Raw genomic sequence first — 23,077 nt, forward strand, 5'->3', positions numbered from 1 at the left:
TGATATGCATAATACAATAAAAAATTTCTCACAGCATGGAACTTTTAGCTTTACACCAGAAAATCTCAAGCGTGCTGAAGAAGTTCTGGCCAAATATCCAAAAGATAAAAAGCGCAGTGCTGTTATGCCATTGCTATATTTAGTACAAGAACAGCACGATAATTGGATATCGATAGATGCAATGGATTATATAGCAAAGATGCTTGAGATTCCATCTATGTATGTTTATGAAGTTGCACATTTCTATACGATGTATAACAAAGAACCAGTTGGTAAGTATTTATTTCAAGTATGCAGGACAACTCCTTGTTGGCTCAGAGGTTCAGATGAAATTCTTGTGAGTTGTAAAAAACATCTTGGAATATGTGTTGGTCAAACATCAGAAGATGGAAAGTTTTCTCTAGTTGAGGTTGAATGTCTTGGGGCGTGTATTAATGCGCCGATTGTGCAGATAAACAATGATTATTATGAGCATCTAACTCCAGAAGCAACAATAGAGTTGATAGAATCGCTTAAGGTAAAGAAATAAATGGTAAGATAATTACTATCTTGAGCAATATACTAGCCATATTTTTCAAAAATTAGCGTCCTCTAAGCAGTATATCCGTCAAAAATTGCTTTGCTATGCAAATAAATTTTTGTGGAGAAGTTAAATGTACAAAAAGTGGTCCATGATTTGGCCCTGTGCTAATTTTTGGATACGTTATTACTCATGTGCCTAAGCAAATACTGTTTTCACAAAATCAGTAAGGTTTTTGCGTTTATTATAACATTTTCTTACGGATTTAAAGCGCTATTTTGACACTCAGAGCAGTATTTCATGCGCACTTTCGAGACTTTTGGTGTGCGTACTAATAACTCAATTTTTGGCGGATAGACTATGTATTATGTTATACAAGTGCATAGCAGAGTTTTTCAGCAATACAAAGAAGTGCATATATAAGTTTCGCCACTTTTTCTGCAGGACTTTCGGCGTCTCATAATTGCTTGCAGTCCAATATCAACCTTGACTAGCAATTTTATTTAGTGCAGCTCATATGGATCTATTATACCCAACTTACTCAAAATTTTAATCTCTAATGCTTCCATAATCTCTCTATCAACATCAAGTGTATGATCAAAGCCTAATAGATGTAGAATACCGTGCACAATGAGATGAGCAAAATGCGCCTGAAACTCTTTTCCTTGAGAAACAGCCTCTCTTTCAATAACACCAAATGCAAACGCTAAATCTCCTAAGAAAATATCCCGCTCTTTGAATTCATCACTCAAAAGCTTTTCTTCATAAGGAAAAGATAGAACATTAGTAGGGAGATTTTTATTTCTATGCTTAAGATTCAGTTCTTGCATAGTATAATCGCTTGCCAAAAGTATAGATATTGTAATACTTTCTAATTTAGTAAACTGCTCAAAATGAGTCAAAGTGCATTTTGCGATACTTCTTATATATTGCTTGATTTGTCTTAAACTTCGCCAATCACTACAACAAAATCTAATCTCACAATTTATTTTCATATAGAATCTCTGGTTTTAGATGACTGAGCATTCCATAGAGTACGATATAAGCCATCTGTATCAATTAGCTGATCGTGTGAACCATCCTGCACTATAGAGCCAGATTGCAATACTACAATTCTATCCATAGAACGCAGTGTAGAAAGACGGTGTGCAATAACTATAGTAGTTGTCTTTCTTTGGCTAAGTACCTCATGTATAGATTCTTGTATCAATGTCTCTGTATGTGTATCTAGTGCAGAAGTCGCTTCATCCAAAATCAGTATAGGAGTATTTTTCAATATCGCTCTTGCAATTGCTATTCTCTGCCGTTGACCACCGCTTACTTTTATCCCCCTCTCTCCTACAATGGAATGATAACCATTTGGCATGTTTTTTATCTCATTATGTATACGTGCCTTCTTAGCAGCAGCATAAATCTCTTCTGTAGATGCTTCATATTTTGCAATCTGTAAATTTTCCAAAATACTTCTATGAAAAAGGGTAATATCCTGCGGTATCACAGCAATCTGCTTTCTAAGCACTTCTTGTGTTATATCTTTGATGTTATGTCCATCTATTAAAATACTGCCCTTAGAAATATCAAAGTACCTTAAAAAAGATTTAATTAAGGTAGTTTTGCCAGCACCAGAAGCCCCGACGATCCCAACATGTTCTCCTGCTTTAATATGCAAGTTTAAATCACTAAATACCACTCGTCTAGCGTTGCTTTCTTCGTCATATATTATGTCACCAAATCTTTCAATATCGTCATATGAAAATGTCACATTCTCAAATTTTATATCGCCACTAACCCTTGGAATGAGTGTGGCATTTTTTGGGTCTTTAACATCTAACTTGGAATTTATGAATTTATAAGAAGATTTTATAATTGCAATTTTTGGGTTTATAGAAAATAGCATATTCTCTAGTAAATTATCCAACTCTCTATGTATGTTCAAAGTAACCATTGCGATAAATGCGAAGCTTCCTGCTGTAATTTGTGCAGTCTGATAAAGGTATATCAAAACACTCATCTGGATCCCGCCCATTAATATCACTATGATAGTATCTGCCATATCTACATAATAAGCATCGTACTTTCTTGCAACTCTATCCGCGTTACGCCATCTATTTAATGATGGAATGAGCTTGAGACGAAGCTCAGACATTACACTACCTATTATCTTTATACTGAATATGTTTGAAATGGAGTCATTTATTATTCCAATAGACTCCTGCCTCGCTCTTATATATAATTCTTGCAAATGCATCTGCTTCCTTAACAGAACAAATAAAACAGGAGCGTACAGCGCAACAAATGATATTAGAACTAAAGCTGTGATATAATTGACAACAAAGAGAAAAACTATACCTATTATTATAGATGAAATGTTGATAAGCGATCTGTAAAAAAGACTTATAAGCGCGATTATGCTCTCTTGCAGGTCAGTAACTTTTGCAGCTATTTCACCAGACAAATGAGACTCAAACCAGTGCAACGAGTGCTGCATGGTTTTAACACAAGCCTCTTCAACAACTGTAATCAATATCTGTGGTTTATACTTTATATCAAAAAGTCTACCGATGAAAAATATACTATGATGCCCAACTTTGAATAGCACAAACATACATAGCATAAACTCTGCACTTTTGCTGTGATAAAGTGCGTGCCCAAACGTTAGGTTCTCTCTGTTATTACTGATGCCATCTATTATCTCTTTAATCTGATAATTTACAAATACACTAAACAGTGCAGCACTGACTGCCAACAAAGACAGACTTAATAAATACACCCTATATCTTATAACAAAAGAGCATAGATAACTTGATAAGTCTTGGTTCATTTTAGCAACTTTTTATTTTCTATTCTAACACCTTAGATGCAGCACTTTAACAATACCATACTTTTTTGTTAAAATATCAATAACCAACAGCTGTATATAGAGCAAGTTGCCAATTAACTGATTGGTTGCATGGTAGATTGTTAGGGAGTTATATGTTATTTTAAAATTTTTTAACACATAAAAATAACCTATGAAAAAGTATTGTACTGAAATGTACTGTTTTGTCGATGATGTTATGCAAGATCTATATTGCAAATTGCCCGCAATTAATAATTGCAAATCTAAACCTGGAATGAAGAATTATTTGTCTAGCAACGAAGTATTAACCATACTAATTTGTTACTATGAATCTTGTTGTGATTGTTTTAAGCACTATTATGAGACAATTATAATGCAAGGATCATGCAGATGATTTTAAGCTTGTTAGCTATGTACACTTCACAAAATTAATTAGTAGAAATTTTCAGTATTTTATTATGTTACTGCTTGCATTTATTAAAGGATTGCACAGGTATTTCTTTTGTAGACTCAACCAGCATTGGAGTCTGCAAAAATTATAGGATTTATTCTCATAAAGTTTTTAATGAATCAGCAAATCGAAGTCACACTACTAAAGGTTGGTTTTTTGGTTTGAAGCTTCATTTGGTAATAGATCCATGAGGTAATTTGATAAAAGTATCTTTTAGTAGTGGAAATCAAGATGATAGAAAGGCTTTAAGGCAGATGATTACAGGTCTTTTTGGGAAAATGTTTTGAGATCATGGATATGTATCAAAAGAATTATTTGAAGATCTGTATTCTCAAGGTATTCAGCTTATCACAATGGTAAAAAAAGGCATGAAAAGTATATGAATGCCAATGATAGATAAGGTGATGTTGCTAAAAAGAGCTTTAATTGAGACTGTCATAGGAAAGCTTAAATTTCTCGGCAAGCTTGAGCATTGTTTTTCTGATAAAAAGATGATGAAGCGAAGAAGTGCAATTGAACCTATAATCGGAGATTTGAGGCATTTTGGTCGCCTTGGACGTAATTATCTGCGAGGGATAATATGAGACATAATAAACCCATTTATATCAGCCATAGGTATGAATCTGAATGCTATAGGACGCACACTATGGTAAATTAAGTTGAGGTTTACGTATTAAAGAATTGAACCAAAGCATACATATGTTATTACTTTTTCCGAAAATCTTCGCTGTATGAGGATGGCATTTTCCTTTGAGTGTAACACACATCTATATATATGCGTAAACTTCAACTTAATTTACTATATCTGGCTAATCACCTTAATTTAAGCAGATAAAAATCAAATGCCACAAAGTGGCAATAGAGGACACATGCTTAAAACGCAGCATTTTGCACGCCTTGCAGACATTTTGCTCATTCTGCCATAAAAAAATCACAGCAAATTGACACAGATACCGTCAGCTGAGCAACAAAACATATAATAAACAATACACAGTTGTACCAAGGTATTTCAAAAGCGATAATGCATACTTTTGCCGGATGGACAAACTAACAAAGTCTATATATGGCTTGCTGTTGATATGGAGAGAAATAAAGTTGTTGATTTTGAAGTGAGCATACCAGGGTTTTGCATCCTATCTTCTAATGGCTATGCGATTACAAATTAGCTACAAGATAGAGATATCAGGCAGTGACCATTATGATGTTTATAATTACTACCGGCTAAAGCGCGGTAGTTTGTGTAACGCTTGCAAAGCAGATTAAAAGCGTAAACGCTAAAACTCTGATATTCTAAAATCATCTTTTTTGTGATGTTCCTCATGCTGTTCTATATATTTTTGCACTTCTTCTGAATTCACATTGCCAACTGTCACAACAAAATACCCTCTGGCCCAAAGATGTTGCCCACAATACCGCTTACGGAGCAGTGCAAATTCCTGTAGCAACTTACGACTACTTATACCTTTAATATATTGCACAGCTTTAGATATTGATATACTAGGCGGAACCAATGCTAATATATGTACGTGATCAGGACTCATACTGCCACTAATTATATTTATGTAATTAGCAGCACATATTTCTCGGATTACTTCCCTAGTTCTAATCGCAACTTGCCCAGTTAAAACTCTATACCTATACTTAGTACAAAATACTATATGATACTTTAGGTCATATAGGCTGTGGGATCATCTCCTATATTCCATTCGTCCTCCCTTAGCACATTTCCTAGATAACTAATACTAAAGTGTTCGCCTAAAGGCGAGGGTCTTAACCATATCACATATAACTACATAAAAAATTTATGATTGCTAAAAGATTGCTAAAAAGCACTATTCTACTAAGGCAGAAACGTCTTTAGTGGAATCATTCAACTCATTAATATGGCGCTATTTAACCAGGTTTCATCGTAAAACCAAACGTGACAGCAATGCTATAGATATGATCTTCAATTCAATCTTAATGCTTTTTAATAAAAACTTGCTGACATCTATCTTTAGTTAGCAATGCCATAAACACCGTTTGATACAGCTTCTGAGACTTTTGGCGCGCGTACTAGCTCTTTAATCCACCATTCCTATGTCTCTATTACACTGCAGATTCTGCTTTCAAATATATAATACATTCAACTTTCTTGACTATCATATCCTATCGCAATAGCAGCATTCTATGCAGATAGAAAAATTACCATTATATCGAGTTGAGATTATTTATGATATAAAGTTAAACTTATGATATTTTTGAAAAAGCTCAATGAAAAAGAATAGAGAGTATCAGACGCCTAAGAATAAACAAGCCCTGCTCTCAGAGCTTGGCAACATCCTACTCTCTCATGTCTTAAGACATAATACCATCGGCGATAGAGCTTTTCACTTCTGAGTTCGGAATGGGATCAGGTGTTTCATCTCTTCTATAACCACCAAGCCACAAGAACAGGGCTTTAAAATGTGAAGCAAACCACAATGCTCCAATAAGAATAATCAGAGCACAACAAAAAAATAGCAAAAGCTACAAATTTAGTACTGCATGCAACAAACAGTCATTAAACATTAAATCAATCGTGCTATTAGTACTGGTTAGCTACACAGATTGCTCTGCTTACACACCCAGCCTATCAACGTGATAGTCTTTCACGGCACTAATTGGGAAAACTAGTTTTGAAGTGGGTTTCCCGCTTAGATGCATTCAGCGGTTATCCCTTCCATACATAGCTACCCAGCGCTGCTCCTGGCGGAACAACTGGTACACCAGTGGTATGTCCAACTCGGTCCTCTCGTACTAAAGTCAGATCTTCTCAATTTTCCTTACACCCACGGCAGATAGGGACCGAACTGTCTCACGACGTTCTGAACCCAACTCACGTACCACTTTAATCGGCGAACAGCCGAACCCTTGGGACCTTCTACAGCCCCAGGATGTGATGAGTCGACATCGAGGTGCCAAACGAGCTCGTCGATATGGGCTCTTGGAGCTCATCAGCCTGTTATCCCCGGAGTACCTTTTATTCGTTGAGTGATGGCCCTTCCACGCGGGACCACCAGATCACTATGACCGACTTTCGTCTCTGCTCGACTTGTCAGTCTCGCAGTCAGGCAAGCTTATGCCATTGCACTCTTACAGCTGATTTCCGACCAGCCTGAGCTTACCTTCGCACGCCTCCGTTACTCTTTGGGAGGCGACCGCCCCAGTCAAACTACCCACCATGCACTGTCTCAGACCTGGATTCACAGGTCGTGGTTAGATGTCAAAAATTAAAAGGGTGGTATTTCAAGGATGACTCCACAAAAGCTGGCGCCTCTGCTTCATAGTCTCCCACCTATCCTACACATTTAATCCCTAACACCAATGCAAAGCTATAGTAAAGGTTCACGGGGTCTTTCCGTCTAACCGCGGGCACTCCGCATCTTCACGGAGAATTCAATTTCGCTGAGGTAATATTGGAGACAATGGGGAAGTCGTTACGCCATTCATGCAGGTCGGAACTTACCCGACAAGGAATTTCGCTACCTTAGGACCGTCATAGTTACGGCCGCCGTTTACTGGGGCTTCAGATCAGAGCTTGCACTCCTCACCTTAACCTTCCAGCACCGGGCAGGCGTCAGACCCTATACTTCCTCTTTACGAGTTTGCAGAGCCCTGTGTTTTTGATAAACAGTCGCCACCCCCTAGTTTGTGCCACCTCATCTTAGTTGCCTAAGTGAGGCCACCCTTTTCCCGAAGTTACAGGTGCAATTTGTCTAGTTCCTTCAATATCATTCACTCCACGCCTTGGTATACTCTACCTGTCCACCAGTGTCGGTTTGGGGTACGGTCTATATGCCAGAGCTATTTCCTGGAAAGCTAAAACTGCGCTCAGAATCCATTAACTTCACACAATTCTTTACTTTCGTCACTACTGGCAGGCTCACGAATATTAACGTGATTCCCATCGACTACGCCTTTCAGCCTCGTCTTAGGAGCCGGCTAACCCTACGCAGATTAACTTTACGTAGGAAACCTTGGACTTTCGGCGGGGATGTTTCTCACATCCCTTTACGCTACTTATGTCAGCATTCTCACTTGTGATATCTCCAGCATGCCTTACGACACACCTTCACAGACTTACACAACGCTCCGCTACCGCTCACATGTTGTTACACACATGAACCCGCGTCTTCGGTATATAGTTTAAGCCCCGATACATTTTCGGCGCAGGATCGCTATTAGACTAGTGAGCTATTACGCTTTCTTTAAAAGATGGCTGCTTCTAAGCCAACTTCCTAGTTGTTTTGGCGTTCCCACATCCTTTCACACTTAACTATAACTTGGGGACCTTAGACGGCGGTCTGGGCTCTTTCCCTTTCGACTATGGATCTTAGCACCCACAGTCTGCCTGCTGTTTTATACTCGTCGGTATTCGGAGTTTAGTTAGGTTTGGTAAGGCTTTGGGCCCCCCTAGCCTATCCAGTGCTCTACCCCCGACGGTAACCAAACAACGCTCTACCTAAATAGATTTCGCGGAGAACCAGCTATTTCCGAGTTTGATTGGCCTTTCACCCCTAGCCACAAGTCATCTCACACTTTTGCAACAGTGACGAGTTCGGCCCTCCATTAAGTCTTACCTTAACTTCAGCCTGCTCATGGCTAGATCACCCGGTTTCGGGTCTAATGCATCTGACTAAGCGCCCTATTCAGACTCGCTTTCGCTACGGCTACACCTAACGGCTTAACCTCGCCAGATACACTAACTCGCTGACCCATTATACAAGAGGTACGCCGTCACAGCACCAATCCATAAATGGACTGGACCGCTCCGACTGCTTGTAAGCATTTGATTTCAGATTCTATTTCACTCCCCTAATCGGGGTTCTTTTCACCTTTCCCTCACGGTACTTGTTCACTATCGGTCGGTAGATAGTACTTAGGCTTGGAGGGTGGTCCCCCCATATTCAGACAAGGTTTCACGTGCCTCGCCTTACTCAAATTCCTTACTGTTTTTTACTTATACAGGGCTATCACCTACTATGGCTCTCTTTTCCAAGAGATTCTAATTATTACAGCAAGAACATTGGCCTAGTCCGCGTTCGCTCGTCACTACTAACGGAGTCTCGTTTGATTTCTTTTCCTCTAGGTACTTAGATATTTCAGTTCCCTAGGTTTGCTTTCTAAGACTATTGATTCATCTTAGAATGCCGAGTAAACTCGGCGGGTTTCCCCATTCGGAAATCTGCGGATCAAAGGTTATTGGCACCTCCCCACAGCTTATCGCAGCCTGTTACGTCCTTCATCGCCTCCTACCACCAAGGCATCCATCAAATGCTCTTCTCATATTTAAAGCTTACTGACTGCTTTTATTGCTTACAGAACTAAATTTGTAATTCAGCTTTATTGATACGGTTATCATTATTTTTTCATTTGGTTTACATTCACAATTTCAAAGACAACAAGTCATCAACAGGTTATAGAGGATTACACATAAATAGTCAACACTCATTTTACATTTTTTTATTCTACTGACAAATCAAGTATGCTTGACAAGCTGCATTTGCGTCAAATATCCACTACTCTATTACACAAAACACCAATCTTACGAGCGCAAAACCTATATACCACTCAATGAGAAATAATGCCTCACATATATGTGTTGCTTATTACTTAGCATTCTGTCAAAATCTTTAACGTTTTTACGTAAGCATAATGAACACATAATGAACATGTTTAATAGACCTTCGATCTAAAAACATATATGTAGTAGAAGGTTGCTGTTTCGCAAGACTCATGTACTGCTGATAAACGCAGTTAGACTTAAAAAAGAGCAAGCCAAGAATGGAAGTGCACGTATCGCACTGCATTCATCAGTGCACTAAGCAAAGATTTTAAGAGCTAAATTTTTAGAGTACATTATTTACAAAGAAATTAACGAAATAATACTAAAAATCATGCCAAAAATGTCTACGCAAGTGGCTTGGTTAACAAAGCCATGTACAAAAATACATAAGAAGCTTTTTGTAAGACGCTGATTTCAAAAAATATGACGAGCATGCCGCTTCATTGCCTTTTTTGTATACACTAATCTAGTATTCAACACCGCAAAGCCGAATCTAAAGAAGAGAAATAATGCTCTTTATATATACATTTTAAGCATTATTTTGCCATAAACTTAACTAAAACTTGCGTAAAAACTTATGTTTGTTATTTAACAAACGCATTATGAATTGAAATTAAATTATTTTATTCATTAGACCTCTTGCATAACCTGTTCCAAACTGTGATTTGATTGTCACTAAAACATAAAAACACTCACGTGGATCATTGTTTGGTGACGTTTTGCAAAAATCTACTCTATAAGAATTTCTACCTCAGAATGAGGTTATGCAAGAGGTCTATTGATTATATGTGTAGGAGATAAAAAATGGCAGCAACAAATTCTAGCTATAGAAAAGGCGTAGGAATAATGCTTGTTAATAAAAATGGTCTAATACTTGCGGGACAACGTATAGATTGTGAAATCCCAGGATGGCAAATGCCACAAGGCGGCATGCATGAAGGAGAAGCACCTCTACAAGCCGCATTTCGAGAACTATATGAAGAAGTCATGGTACCAAAAGAAAGTGTTGAACTGATAGCGGAAAGCAAACAATGGCTTAAGTATGATCTACCAAAGGAAATGATTAATGAACTCTGGGATGGAATGTATATAGGACAAATTCAAAAATGGTTTCTAGTGCGTTTCTTAGGTAATGACTCTGATATTAAAGTTGATACAGCAAATCAAGAATTCAAGAGTTGGCAATGGGTCACTCAGGACTTATTAATAAATAGCATAATAGATTTTAAAAAAGAGTTATATTTATCGATTATTGCAGAGCTATACTGTAAAATCTAAATTACATAGCTATTTTAGTGCTGCATCATAACACTTGTGCAATACGCCTTCTGACATAATGGAAAGTTCTACAAGTAACCCGCAGCAACTAATTTTTAACTTTGTGTTACAATGAAGCTTGCTTAAGTATAGAGCTGCCAAAATGCAGACTCTGTTTTGATTATTAAACAATATTTAGGGAGAATGTGTATATGGATTTTGATGGCGCAATGGGCTCTTTCGCTTCATCTATGTCACGTGGCATATCAAACGGAGCATCAATAGGCGCATCTAATGGAGCCACTATATTCAACGATATGGATCTCTCACTCGAAAGGATACCAAAAAAAACTTCATCTATCGCTTTTGACTTTATGGATAGATTTTTCCTTGCTTTTCAAGGTATGGCAAATTCTATGAGTTTGGCAAATATCGCAAGTAGTATAACACCGCCACCAATACTGGGGTCATCAAAAATGCCAAGCGTAATCAGCTTTGGAAGAGGAAAGTAACTAGTCTGCCCGTCAAAAATTTATTTGCTTGCGCAAAACAATTTTTGCGTAAAGTTAAATATACAAAAATTAGCTTTTAGAACTGCCATGCGCTAATTTTAGGATATATAAATTTGTCCTGTACTTAGCAAATACTACTTATATACTACGGGCAAAGCCACTTGCAGAGACCTTTTAGCATGATTTCTAAGTATTACTTTATTAATTTCTTCGCAAATATATAAGTATTTGATTCAGAAATTAACTGGCCATCTAAAAAATCATGCCTTTCAAATCCGTGCGCATGCCCTTACTTAAGGCAGCACCTCACAAAATCCATAAGGTTTTTGGCAATTTTGCCACTTTTTCTGTTGGACTTTCAGCGCATTATAATCGTTTACAATCAACATTAATCCTGCACTTCTTAGAGTTATGGCGCAGGCAGATAACTAACTAACTTATGATAAGATAACAAATGAATAAAGCTAATTTCTTAGACCTAGAATTTAATAGAGCAAAGGATCTACTACTCGATATGCAACAAGAACCTTTCCGAACAATGCAAATTTGGGACTGGGTGTATCGCAAGGGAGTTGAACATTTTGATAATATGTCCAACTTGCAACGTGAATTACGCCTCACAATAGATGAGCAATGCGAGATACAATATCCTCAAATCGCAACGCAACAAACAGCACAAGATGAAGTAGTAAAGTGGCTACTAAAAATGCAAGACGACAATACTATAGAAACAGTTTTCATTCCAGAAATAGAAAGAGGAACTCTTTGCATTTCATCACAGGTAGGATGTACACTTACATGCAAGTTCTGCCATACAGGAACACAAAAACTTGTGCGAAACCTCAAGGCTGGAGAGATTATAGGGCAAGTCATGCTAGCTAAAAAATTCTTAGAACAAGAAAAAAATAACACAACTAAACAACAGTTTCAGAAACGCATAACAAATATCGTACTTATGGGTATGGGAGAACCGCTCTTAAACTATGAAAATGTATCAATCGCAGTCAAAAATATGATGCATAAAAATGGCCTAAATATATCTAAAAATCGCATTACATTATCAACATCTGGAATAATACCTCAAATAGTACGTTGCGCCGAGGAACTGGGAATAAATCTTGCAGTCTCTCTGCACGCCACGCGCGATTCACTCCGTGATAAGTTAGTTCCTATAAATAAGAAGTATAAAATTCAAGAACTGATAGAAGCCTGCCGCGAGTACTCTGCAATTACCGGAAATAAACGCATCACTTTTGAATATGTGATGCTAGACGGCATCAATGATAGCATTGGGGAAGCAAAAGAGTTGGTGAAATTGCTTGCTTCCCTCCCGGCCAAAGTAAATCTAATACCATTTAATACATGGCCTGGAACTGAATTTCGTACTTCTTCCAATACACAAATCAGGAAATTTGCAAAAATTCTCGAAGATAATGGATACCCATCACCAATACGAAAGAATAGAGGACAAGATATTATGGCAGCTTGTGGACAGCTAAAATCGAATTCTATTAGAAGCAAAACAAAAAACTGTGAGACTACTTCATGAATGCAGTGTATGATTGATGATTTGAGAGTTTTCACAATTAGATAGAAGTATGATATGATCACTTTTTTAAAAACTAAAGAGTGGTTTTATGGTTTGTTGTAAGGGATGTTGCTCTGATATCTTTGTAAAGAATGGCATTGTGAGGGGTGTACAGCGTTATAAGTGCAGATCATGTTCTAAATTTTGTTGAGGGCGATCTGGGCAAGAAGCCTCAAACAGCTGTTAAGAAAGCATTATGCGTTATGCTATATAGTTCTTGGTAATGGCTCTTTTTCTATGTTATGCAAGATATTAGGGCATTCGCCGTCCATAATTTATCGCTGGGTAGTAGAGGCGATGGGCAAGACTCAGGAGCCAGTTGTCTCTTCGGATATTATGGAGATGGAATTCGACGAGATGTGGCATTTTATTGGTTCAAAAAAAACAAGCTTTGGATCATTAAGGCAGTTGATCGTAGTACAAGGAGAACCGTTGCCTGGGTTACAGGCAATCATGACACTGCAACATTCCAAAAGCTCTACAACAAAGTGAGTCATCTGAAAGAATGTCATTTTTATACGGATGATTGGGATGCTTTTTCTAAAATTTTACCCAAAGAGCGTCATACAATTGGAAAGTCTGGCACAGTATGTATCGAGAGAGATAATAGCAACACGCGACATCATTTATGCCGAATGACACGGCGCACTAAAATCGTTTCTAAAAAAGAGTCAATGGTATACGGATCCATCAAGCTTTGGTGCGCTCTTACTATTACACAAATATTCAAACAATATCAAGAACAGCTCTTATCTATCTTTATGTGAAAACTCTCGATTATTGATTTTACCGTCATCATAATTTGATGTTTATTTTTAAAATTGAAATTTTTTAAATATAATGTTTGTATCATTAAATAACTTTTCGTACGATAAATTATGATTGGTTATTTATGCTACTACCTGCAAAGTGCACGAGCGAGGATTTTGATGGCATAGTTTTTTTAGAGCGTAAGTTAATTTCTGTATCAAATATTTTCACATATTTACGAAGAAATTAACGAAGCAATACTTAAAAATCAGGCCAAAAATACTTTCACAATGACTTTGCCAGCAATGTTGAAACAAAATACATAAGGAGCATTTTAAAGGCACCAATTTTGAAAAATATGATAAATTATACTGCAGGGAAATAAAGAGTTGGTATTTTCGTATTTTGATACGAAGCTATGGCCCGGCCAGCGGTGCAATATTTCAAAAAGAGATAGCAAGAACTAAGATAGCATGCGTATAATCAATACATAACGAGCAGTCTTTAAGATGCATCAATTTATGAAATATAACGAGTATATATATTGCTTTATATCAACTTCAGAATCCAAGTGTTGCGTATATGAGGATTTTTAAACTAGAGCTGAAGAAGAAGGCAGCCATAAAAAGAGTTTTTAAATGTATTCACATCTTGATAACAGTATAAATTCAAAGATTTATAAATAAAATGTGAAGCATTGTAAAATTAGAAGCATATCAAATTTGAGCTGTAATATTACAAATTCTATATAATATGCGCCTAATTTTTGCACTATATCTCTAAATTAGTAAACACAATGGGAAATTTACAAGATTTTTTGTCTATTACACAATACGATATATTTATAATATGCCTTGAACTTTTCTATGTTATTTCTCTAATAGTTTTATTCCTCAAAAGCTCAAATATATTGTTCGACATAGATTTGCCACGCCTTAAAGCAGAACAATATAACATGTACGTATACTCTGTGATTTGTATCATCACAGTATCTTTTCTTTTAGTTTCTGGAGTAATATCACGTGAAGCACAAGAGTCTCCGCTGGGAGAACTAATCAATCTGGTATCATATTCTGTGCTTGGTCTATCATCTCTATTAATCAGAAGGGCAATAAATAGCTCTGGAAGATATGGATCACAAATCACAAATCAACTATACAATGGCAACATTGCAGCGTTTATTTATCATACATCACAAATTTTCTGCACTTCTCTGGTGGCAAGCTTTAGTATCAGGTCATTTTATGGAGAAAATATGGCATATATTATGTTCATAATAGTAGCGGCAGAAATAGTAGTCAGCTCCATAATGCAAGTTTATAATACAATATTTTATAGACAATATGGACTCTTAATCGAACAAGCAGTGGTAAAAAAAGACTGGCGCGTAGCGTTACAAACTACTACATTTAGATTACTTGCATCTACTTCCATCTGTATATCTTCAATGCTAGTACTAATAGCACAAAATATGTTTCTATTATCACTCTGCATATTGCTGCTTACAAGCATGATTATCATGATCCTCATATTGGGATTGGTTACAATTTCATGGAAGCTTTTCTTGAAAAAAGACACATCTATGCACTTAATAGACCCATCACAAAATGGTGTATATTGTATACAGCATTTTTTGCTTTATATGACAATCTGCATATTTATAACTTTTATTATAACATGAAGTATATCCATCAAAAATTGATCATAGAAAATGCAGGTTGCATCTACTTTTCTTACCTCATTATTCGCCAGATTTAAATCCTATTGAGACTCATTTGAGCTAATTTTAAGGCTAAAGTTAAATCCATAATACGCCGCCCCCGCGCCCAAAAGCCTCGAAAGTGCGCATAAAATAGCGCTTTAAATCCGTAAGGAAATGTTATAAGTCAGCGCAAAAAACTTACGGATTTTGTGAAAGTAGTGTTTGCGCGCGGCACAGGACAAATTAATATATCCAAAAATTAGCACAGGACCGATCTAAGGGCTAAATTTTGCACATTTCACTTCTCCACAAAAATTTATTTGTTTGCGTATATCAATTTTTGTGGATGGACTACATCACTTATAAACTCTATAACAAGCTGTCGATTAGCCTTTCAATATTTAACTTGCATATATACGAAGTTAGATTGCATATGGCATAATTCAAACACCCAACTCTTCATTTTACCTGTGGTATACTTATAGACACGGCAAATATGGCTTTAGGTATTGACCTGTAATACTGTTTGGATTTCTTGCAATATCCTCAGGAGTTCCAGTTGCAACAATAGTGCCACCTTTATTCCCACCATAAGGCCCTATATCGATAATATAATCTGAAGTCTTGATCACATCTAGATTATGCTCAATTACAGTAACAGTATTGTCACCATCAACTAGCTTATGCAAAACAGCCAGCAGCTTTTTAATGTCATGTATATGCAATCCAGTTGTTGGCTCATCTAATATGTAAAGAGTTCTACCTGTAGATTTTTTTGATAACTCTTTAGCAAGCTTCACACGCTGGGCTTCTCCACCAGAAAGTGTTGTGGCTGATTGTCCAAGACGCATATAACCCAAACCAACTTCCTGAAGTGCTGTTAATTTCTCATAAATTAATGGAATATTTTCAAAAAACGCAGCTGCATCATCAATAGTGAGTGTCAAAACATCTGCTATAGAATGCCCCTTATACTTGACTTCTAATGTCTCTCGATTATAACGAGCCCCTTTACATTCTTCGCACTGTACATATATATCAGGTAAAAAATGCATCTCTATCTTGATTACTCCATCTCCCTCACATGCTTCACATCTTCCACCTTTTACGTTAAAGGAAAATCTACCAGGGCTATACCCTCTTGCCTTGGATTCTGGAAGCCCTGTAAACCAATCTCTTATATGCGTAAACGCACTAGTATAAGTCGCAGGATTTGACCTTGGTGTTCTGCCTATTGGAGATTGATCAATTTGTATTATCTTATCTATATATTCAAGACCAAGTATTTTATCATGCTGACCAGGCACAACCTTGGTATTATGTAATTTCTTTATAGCAGCTTTATAAAGCGTATTAATCACAAAGCTAGATTTTCCACTACCAGATACACCTGTAACTGATATAAAGCTGCCAATCGGGAAGTGAGCAGAAATATTCTTTAAGTTGTTTGATCTTGCTCCAATAATTTCGATTTTCTTGTTTGGGTCTGTCTGCCTTCTTTCTTTTGGAACATCTATATTTAGCTCTTTTGCAAGATATTTTCCAGTAATGCTACTCGAATCTTTGGTCACTTCTGCAGGGGTTCCTTGTGATATTATGTTGCCTCCATGCACTCCAGCACCAGGCCCAACATCAATTAAGTAGTCGGCTTCAACCATAGTATCCATGTCATGTTCTACTACGATCACAGTATTACCAAGATCCCTTAAATTCTTGAGTGTGGTCAGAAGTCTCATGTTATCACACTGGTGCAAACCTATTGAAGGTTCGTCAAGCACATATAACACCCCACTCAGACCAGAACCTATTTGTGAGGCAAGCCTTATCCGCTGACTTTCTCCGCCAGAAAGAGTGGTAGATTTTCTGTTTAAAGTCAGATAATCAAGCCCAACATCTTTTAAAAAACATATGCGTTTCTTTATTTCCTTCAGCAATCTCTCACCAATTTGTTTATGTGTGTTACTTAGTTTTGACTCAAGGCCATCGATCCAATCTATCGCCTCAAGTACTGTCATTGCACATACTTCTCCTATATGTTTCTCTGCAATTTTTACACATAGTGATTCTTGTTTTAGTCCATATCCTAAACAAGCCTGACAACTCTTCGCACTTTGATAATTTGAGAGCTCTTCTATCACACCATTACTTTCTGTTTTCTGTAGCTTTCTCTCAAGATATGGAATCACACCTTCAAATCGCCCCTTAACATTAGAACGTCTTAACCCATCATCATATGAAAACGTGATTTCTTCATTGCCAGAACCGTATAATATTATATTTTGTATTTTTTCAGGTAAAGAAGAAAACGGCGCTAACAAACTAAAGTTGTAGTGCTTAGCAAGTGCAGCAATAGTTTGATCATAAAATTTTAACTGCGATACAACAGAACAAGCAGCTTTACTCCATGGCAAAATTGCACCATCTTTTAGGCCAATACTATGATTTGGAACTACCAAATCCGCATCAAAATACACTTCTGTACCAAGCCCACTGCACTTAGGACATGCTCCATAAGGGCTATTGAATGAGAAAATTCTTGGTTCTATTTCAGTAAGCGTAAATCCTGATATATAGCAAGCAAATTTCTCAGAATATACAAGAACATCCTCCGGCTTATACTGATTACCATTTTCTGGATCTACACTTTCTTCAGGAATTGAAATGATCTCAATGAATAAGATTCCATCGCTGAGTTTGAGGGCAGTCTCAACACTATCTGCCAGTCTATTACCAAGATTTTCTTCTAAAACTATCCTATCTACAACAGCCGCAATATCATGCTTCTTATTCTTATCAAGCATTGGTAGATCATCAAGATCGTAAAAGATACCATCTATCTTTACTTTCTCATAACCTTGCTTCCGCAAAATTAGAAGTTCTTTCCTATGCTCTCCCTTTTGTCCTTTAATTATAGGAGACATTACATATAGTTTTGTACCCATAGGCAAAGAAAGGATATCATCAACCATTTGAGTAACAGTTTGTCTTTCGATAGGCAGTCCAGTTGCTGGTGAATATGGGACCCCTATTCTTGCATACAAAACTCTAAGGTAATCATATATTTCTGTCGCTGTTGCAACAGTTGATCTCGGATTTCTAGAGGTAGTCTTTTGATCAATTGCAATTGCAGGAGAAAGACCTGTAATAGATTCTACATCTGGTTTTGCTTGTGCTTCCAAGAATTGCCTTGCATATGCAGATAAACTCTCAACATATCTTCGTCTTCCCTCTGCATATATAGTATCAAAAGCTAGAGAGGACTTTCCAGAACCGCTCAATCCCGTTATTACTACTAACTTTTTCTTTGGAATATCTACATTAATATTTTTTAGATTATGCTCTCTTGCGCCCCTTACTCTGATAAATCCGTTATTCATTTTATTTATCTTCTCTTTTAATTATTATTAGTATCAAGCAGCGCATCTGTGATGTGACATCATGTTATAAATTTACGATGCATACATTGTTCATATAGTCTGCAAGAAATTAAGATGTTTTAAGAATTTATCGATTACACAGAATTTTAAATCAACACAGTACGCAGATTGTATCACTACATTGCTTACTTTTTATAAAACAATACAGTACAAAGCAGTATAAATGACCAACTTATTAGGTGTAACACACAATGATGATCCTATTTATCTCTTGTTTCGTAACGCATCACCTATCATCTTATTACATTTTGTAATACTGAAGTTATACTGCTATAATAACCACAGTTCAATAACCAGCGAAGCGCATGATAATATAGCAATGTTACGTCAGCATATCATGTTTTGCGGCTCGTTATTTTTCTGTTTAATGCATATCTGATATTGCAAGCAGAGCCGCTAACAAAAAGCAGAGAAAAAGACAAGCACCAAAATTTTATAATAGAGAATTAATAGTCACCTTGACGGCATTTTGATTTTAATGAAGATAAACTAGGTGTTAGTCTCTGGATGTCATTTTTAATCAAGTACTATCATCTCACGCAAAAGGAATTCTATCTGAATGATAATAGAAGATAAAGGGATTATTTTAAGAATGACTCATTTTCAAGAGTCAAGGTTTATTGTAAAGTGTTTTCTTAACCAAAATGGGGTTGTTAAAGGCCTTTATAGACCCAACAAACTTTCATGCTCTCTTGCTCCTTGCAATATTGTACAAGCAAGATGGTCTGGAAAGCTTGGAAGTTTGGGGTACTATAATTTTGAACCTGTTTTGCATACTTTTGCGCTAGTTGCAAGTTCCTACCATAAAATGTTGATTATAAATAGCGTAATACAGCTGCTTGATGCCTTCTTGCAAGAAGGAGATGCGCAAGGTGTTACTTTTGAAACCACAGAAAGATTTTTCCGTAAGGTTATTGCATATAAAATAAGCTCTGAGGTAGATTCTTTAAATCTTATTGCTGCGGAGTATTTATTGTTCGAACTTGCAATATTAAAAGAAAGCGGTTTTGGATTAGATCTTACAAAATGCGTAGTCAGTGGGAAAAATCACAACTTAAAATTTATCTCGCCAAAATCTGGATGCGCTGTCTCAGCTGAATGCGCAGGTCCATATGAATCAAAGTTGTTTAGACTACCGCAATTTTTTTTATATCAAACAGAACAGATTAAACGCGAAGAAATATTGCAAGGTTTTACAATTATTAATCACTTCATGTGCAAACATTTACTTCACGAGGTTATAATGAAAAAGCCTATGTATAGAGATAAATTGCTTAGTTTATTTACAAGTTAGTTCATTAGTCTATCCTGATTGCTGCGTGATAGATTTTAGGGAGTTATAGGTTATTTTGGCCGATGGACTGCATAGCTTGAAGTTTAAAATCTAACATCAGAGCTTACAATTATAGCCTCTTCAACTTCTTTTGCTATGGCTGCTATTTCATGCGAAAAGCTGACTTCAAATTTATCAAAAAGACAAAGTTTAGCATAACTTTTTTATGCTGCCTTAGCTATAGCTTATCAGTCAAATAAAATTTATGTTTATGATGCTACGCGCATATTGTCTTGTTAACAGCACAATAACAAATTACAAAAATTTAGCGCTTGTTTTTCTGAAGATTATTCGTATTGTTAATATTTATGTAACAAAATGGTGATTTTATACTGCTTCCTCTGTATTCTTCATATTCTATCATTTGAATATTAATGCATTTAGTATTATAATTCGCTCTACAACTTCGCATTGGAATCGCGATTTTTGCTTATTAAAAAGATTTCTCCACAAACTTAAAGCTAAAGCTCTCAGTATTTATCAGATAAATCGATAAAGAGAGCAGATGACGATGCCCGGTAAAGAAGCCGGTAGCGAATTTTAATTTAATTGGCGATTTTTGCAGCAAAATATAGAATGAGCTTCGTTTAATTTAAAATTAGATGTGTAGCAAGTCTATTATCAGGACAATGCTTGTATTATCAATCTATAGAATTATAGAGCAATCAAGAGTAGTATTAATAAGATTTAGAGAAGTATATGTTTAGCTATAAGGATAGCATTCTTCCAGAGAGCCGGAGAGAGCAATGCTACGATAACGATAACGAAACAAATAGCGATGCAGCTAGCAGCATTAAAGATGCAGAAGAGTTTAAGCAACAATACAGCGATGATCATAGAAAAAGCGATAAAATTACAAGTAATTTTGCACAAAAAGAATTTTCAACTCAACATAACACTAAAAAAGAGAATATAGACATGAAAAACGAAGTAGGTTTACCTAATTGCAATGAACAAACAGCAAATTTCCCACTCTCTTCACATTGCAAAACTAATTTAATGCAAGAAGCTGAAGCAAGCGTTGAATTCAACAAAAAAGTTTTTGATGCATTCCAACACTTCAAGTCAATAAACTCGCTCATGCAAAAGTCTATGCAAAATGCAACAGCCGCACACATAAATAGAAGGAACAAGTTCACTGGCTGATGATATCAAATCATTCCTTGGGATGTTTGAAGTTTTATCCAAAGATGAAAGCGTCACAGCTAAGCTTAAGAATATAAACTCAATGCCAGCAACATTCAGAGGCGATAATACAAAAGCTAAAGCTCTAGCCGGCACTTTTTCCAAAGCATTTAAAGACGCATATGAAAGCGCGCTAGATGAAGATAAATTTGCTGGACAGAAATTCAATCAGCAAATTGCAGATCTAGTACAAAAGATGATGAGAAAGGGACAGGAAGGAGAAGAAGGAGAAAGCATTATTGATTTTGGCAAATTGTTTGAGTCAATTATAGAAAGCTCAAAGAGAAAATTGTATGACAAAGCAATGCATGGCGAAGCAAAAAGTGTATTTAAAACTTTAGCCAGCAGCAACTTTGAAAAGGGCGATCAATATACAGATCATGGTACTAATATGCACAAAGCATTTACTTCTCTTTGCAACGCTGAATATACAGAAAGTAGTGGTCAATATGCAGCAAAGTATTACTGTGGAGATGAATATGTTTCTTCTGTTTTCAATCTCTTTGACAGCATAGGGCTTTATTCATAAGCACTGGCATTAAATAGTTTGGTGAGTATTTTTGTACATTTAACTGCTGCGCAACAATTTATTTGCGCAGCAAAACATGCCTTGGCAGATAGACTGACTGGTGCATACCTGAATAATTTGCTCGTGCACAATCTTTAAGCGTGATAAGCTCAACATTTGAGAGGAAAACAAAACGTATTAAAGTAATGCATGAATGATGCAAATATTTCGCAAATAAGTACTAAGCAGCACTTAAAGTCATTCTATTTTGAAATGTTTTATACATAAAATAAAACAATAAGGTAGAAATAAAATGCTGCGCTATAATGCCAGACTTTAACAATTAGCATGATATGATTTTATGCCACACAAATAAACTATAACTTTAGTTATAAAATTGTTGCTTCATAACTCTCAAAGCCAAGGATTTATCTTTGCCTGCAAGCAATGATGATCCGCAGAAAATCATGCAGAAAAATGGATTTTGTTAAGTGGTATTTGCTAGAAACAGGACAAATTATATGTCCAAAAATTAGCATAGCAAATCGATTTTGACGCACAAGACTATAAACTATAAAATGGAATCAGTCTCTTTATGCCAAATTATACGATACAATACATTAGACCTCTTGCATAACCTGTTCCAAACTGTGATTTGATTGTCACTAAAACATAAAAACACTCACGTGGATCATTGTTTGGTGACGTTTTGCAAAAATCTACTCTATAAGAATTTCTACCTCAGAATGAGGTTATGCAAGAGGTCTATTAAAAAGAAGTACGCAGAAAAAACAAAAGAAGAGTCGCTCAAGGATGCTCTTGAACATTATAAGGCTATGTATTCTTTGTTAATGAACTGCGTCAAAACAGCCAAGCATAACACAGAATCCAATGAATTTGTTTTTGATTATCTATACAGTTTTTCTATGTTATATGGAACTATAAGGAATAATAGTGAACTTATAACGCTCTTCAAATCTTTACAAACTAATCAAGGAATTGATGTTGCAAAGGCTTCCTCATCCCTGTCTAATGGAATACTCTCTGCACTAATAGCACTGCTTAATCAAAATCCAAGCGGGACACAAGAAGAAGCACTTCTTAGCTTAATCACAAATAACCAACCGCCGCAAAGTCTTATAGACTTGAATAGTTTTTCTACGACTTTATTAACAAATGCAAGAATCAAACCTTACACGTCAAGCATACAAAATCCTGATGCAAAAGAATTCGTTACAGTGCAAAATGGTGAGCTTAAAGAATCTTTTTCTGAGGAATGCAAATCGAAATTTGCTGTATATTACCCAGACATTGATTTTATATGCAGTCAAAATTACATAGATTTTACGTACCAATTGTTTCAAGACATAGGTTTATATAATAATGCGCAACACGATGAGTTATAGCC

16 protein-coding genes, 2 rRNA genes and 2 pseudogenes are annotated in these 23,077 nt (G+C 36.2%); 13 read left to right on the top strand and 7 right to left on the bottom strand.

The window, feature by feature from the left end; translation table 11 throughout:
- The first annotated feature begins 4 nt into the window (after positions 1 to 4).
- Complete coding sequence (gene nuoE, locus AACK98_RS06565) at positions 5 to 529, top strand: NADH-quinone oxidoreductase subunit NuoE (protein WP_339040892.1); 525 nt, start codon at positions 5 to 7, stop codon at positions 527 to 529.
- 494 nt (positions 530 to 1,023) lie between these two features.
- Here the strand turns inward: nuoE and ybeY are convergent, their stop codons facing one another.
- Positions 1,024 to 1,515, bottom strand: a complete 492-nt coding sequence (gene ybeY, locus AACK98_RS06570) for an rRNA maturation RNase YbeY (protein WP_339040894.1) — start codon at positions 1,513 to 1,515, stop codon at positions 1,024 to 1,026.
- Positions 1,512 to 3,341 carry an ABC transporter ATP-binding protein/permease gene (locus tag AACK98_RS06575; protein WP_339040896.1) on the bottom strand — a complete coding sequence of 610 codons (1,830 nt, stop codon included), beginning with the start codon at positions 3,339 to 3,341 and terminating at the stop codon, positions 1,512 to 1,514. The genes ybeY and AACK98_RS06575 overlap by 4 nt, the downstream gene beginning before the upstream one ends.
- 486 nt (positions 3,342 to 3,827) lie before the next feature.
- Here AACK98_RS06575 and AACK98_RS08305 point away from each other — a divergent pair.
- The 3 genes and pseudogenes from AACK98_RS08305 to AACK98_RS06585 all read left to right on the top strand — a co-directional run bounded on the left by AACK98_RS08305 (position 3,828) and on the right by AACK98_RS06585 (position 4,976).
- Positions 3,828 to 4,193, top strand: a pseudogene (locus AACK98_RS08305) (transposase).
- 6 nt (positions 4,194 to 4,199) lie between these two features.
- Positions 4,200 to 4,394, top strand: a complete 195-nt coding sequence (locus AACK98_RS06580; RefSeq protein WP_339040898.1) for a hypothetical protein — start codon at positions 4,200 to 4,202, stop codon at positions 4,392 to 4,394.
- Positions 4,395 to 4,841: 447 nt separating this feature from the next.
- On the top strand, positions 4,842 to 4,976 hold the full coding sequence (locus AACK98_RS06585) for a hypothetical protein (protein WP_339040899.1): 135 nt from the start codon (positions 4,842 to 4,844) through the stop codon (positions 4,974 to 4,976).
- A 108-nt stretch (positions 4,977 to 5,084) separates the two neighbouring features.
- Here the strand turns inward: AACK98_RS06585 and tnpA are convergent.
- The 3 genes and pseudogenes from tnpA to AACK98_RS06600 form a co-directional block, all read right to left on the bottom strand.
- Positions 5,085 to 5,486 (bottom strand): annotated as a pseudogene (gene tnpA / locus AACK98_RS06590) (IS200/IS605 family transposase); the annotation flags it as partial.
- 633 nt (positions 5,487 to 6,119) lie between these two features.
- A 5S ribosomal RNA gene (gene rrf, locus AACK98_RS06595) occupies positions 6,120 to 6,234 on the bottom strand.
- Positions 6,235 to 6,355: 121 nt separating this feature from the next.
- Positions 6,356 to 9,126 (bottom strand): 23S ribosomal RNA (locus tag AACK98_RS06600).
- A 1,075-nt stretch (positions 9,127 to 10,201) separates the two neighbouring features.
- Here AACK98_RS06600 and AACK98_RS06605 point away from each other — a divergent pair.
- The 4 genes from AACK98_RS06605 to AACK98_RS06620 all read left to right on the top strand — a co-directional run bounded on the left by AACK98_RS06605 (position 10,202) and on the right by AACK98_RS06620 (position 13,521).
- Positions 10,202 to 10,675, top strand: a complete 474-nt coding sequence (locus tag AACK98_RS06605) for an RNA pyrophosphohydrolase (RefSeq protein WP_339040901.1) — start codon at positions 10,202 to 10,204, stop codon at positions 10,673 to 10,675.
- Between the two features lie 191 nt (positions 10,676 to 10,866).
- The gene (locus tag AACK98_RS06610; RefSeq protein WP_339040903.1) at positions 10,867 to 11,166 is read left to right on the top strand and encodes a hypothetical protein; all 300 of its coding nucleotides are present in this window, start codon (positions 10,867 to 10,869) and stop codon (positions 11,164 to 11,166) included.
- A gap of 454 nt (positions 11,167 to 11,620) precedes the next feature.
- Positions 11,621 to 12,715 carry a 23S rRNA (adenine(2503)-C(2))-methyltransferase RlmN gene (gene rlmN / locus AACK98_RS06615; protein WP_339040905.1) on the top strand — a complete coding sequence of 365 codons (1,095 nt, stop codon included), beginning with the start codon at positions 11,621 to 11,623 and terminating at the stop codon, positions 12,713 to 12,715.
- A gap of 281 nt (positions 12,716 to 12,996) precedes the next feature.
- Positions 12,997 to 13,521, top strand: coding sequence for an IS1 family transposase (locus AACK98_RS06620; protein WP_339040907.1), 525 nt, complete (start codon positions 12,997 to 12,999; stop codon positions 13,519 to 13,521).
- A gap of 847 nt (positions 13,522 to 14,368) precedes the next feature.
- On the opposite strand, the gene AACK98_RS06625 is transcribed toward AACK98_RS06620, so the two are convergent.
- The gene (locus AACK98_RS06625; RefSeq protein ID WP_339040909.1) at positions 14,369 to 14,650 is read right to left on the bottom strand and encodes a hypothetical protein; all 282 of its coding nucleotides are present in this window, start codon (positions 14,648 to 14,650) and stop codon (positions 14,369 to 14,371) included.
- 551 nt (positions 14,651 to 15,201) lie between these two features.
- Between AACK98_RS06625 and AACK98_RS08310 the strand changes: the two genes are divergently transcribed.
- Positions 15,202 to 15,288 (top strand): transposase, encoded by an 87-nt coding sequence (locus AACK98_RS08310; protein ID WP_410520030.1) that lies wholly within the window; start codon positions 15,202 to 15,204, stop codon positions 15,286 to 15,288.
- Positions 15,289 to 15,685: 397 nt separating this feature from the next.
- Here AACK98_RS08310 and uvrA read toward each other — a convergent pair whose 3' ends face one another.
- Complete coding sequence (gene uvrA, locus AACK98_RS06630; protein ID WP_339040911.1) at positions 15,686 to 18,583, bottom strand: excinuclease ABC subunit UvrA; 2,898 nt, start codon at positions 18,581 to 18,583, stop codon at positions 15,686 to 15,688.
- A gap of 619 nt (positions 18,584 to 19,202) precedes the next feature.
- Between uvrA and recO the strand changes: the two genes are divergently transcribed.
- From recO to AACK98_RS06650, 4 genes are all read left to right on the top strand, one after another.
- Positions 19,203 to 19,937 carry a DNA repair protein RecO gene (gene recO, locus AACK98_RS06635; protein ID WP_339040913.1) on the top strand — a complete coding sequence of 245 codons (735 nt, stop codon included), beginning with the start codon at positions 19,203 to 19,205 and terminating at the stop codon, positions 19,935 to 19,937.
- Between the two features lie 738 nt (positions 19,938 to 20,675).
- Entirely contained in the window at positions 20,676 to 21,122 is a 447-nt protein-coding gene (locus AACK98_RS06640) for a hypothetical protein (protein WP_339040916.1), read from the top strand.
- 22 nt (positions 21,123 to 21,144) lie between these two features.
- A complete protein-coding gene (locus tag AACK98_RS06645; RefSeq protein ID WP_339040918.1) occupies positions 21,145 to 21,690 on the top strand; it encodes a hypothetical protein in 546 nt (181 codons plus the stop codon).
- A 725-nt stretch (positions 21,691 to 22,415) separates the two neighbouring features.
- Positions 22,416 to 23,075, top strand: a complete 660-nt coding sequence (locus AACK98_RS06650; protein ID WP_339040920.1) for a hypothetical protein — start codon at positions 22,416 to 22,418, stop codon at positions 23,073 to 23,075.
- Positions 23,076 to 23,077: the final 2 nt, after the last annotated feature.

It is taken from the genome of Candidatus Lariskella endosymbiont of Hedychridium roseum, from assembly GCF_964020185.1.
GTDB lineage: Bacteria > Pseudomonadota > Alphaproteobacteria > Rickettsiales > Midichloriaceae > Lariskella.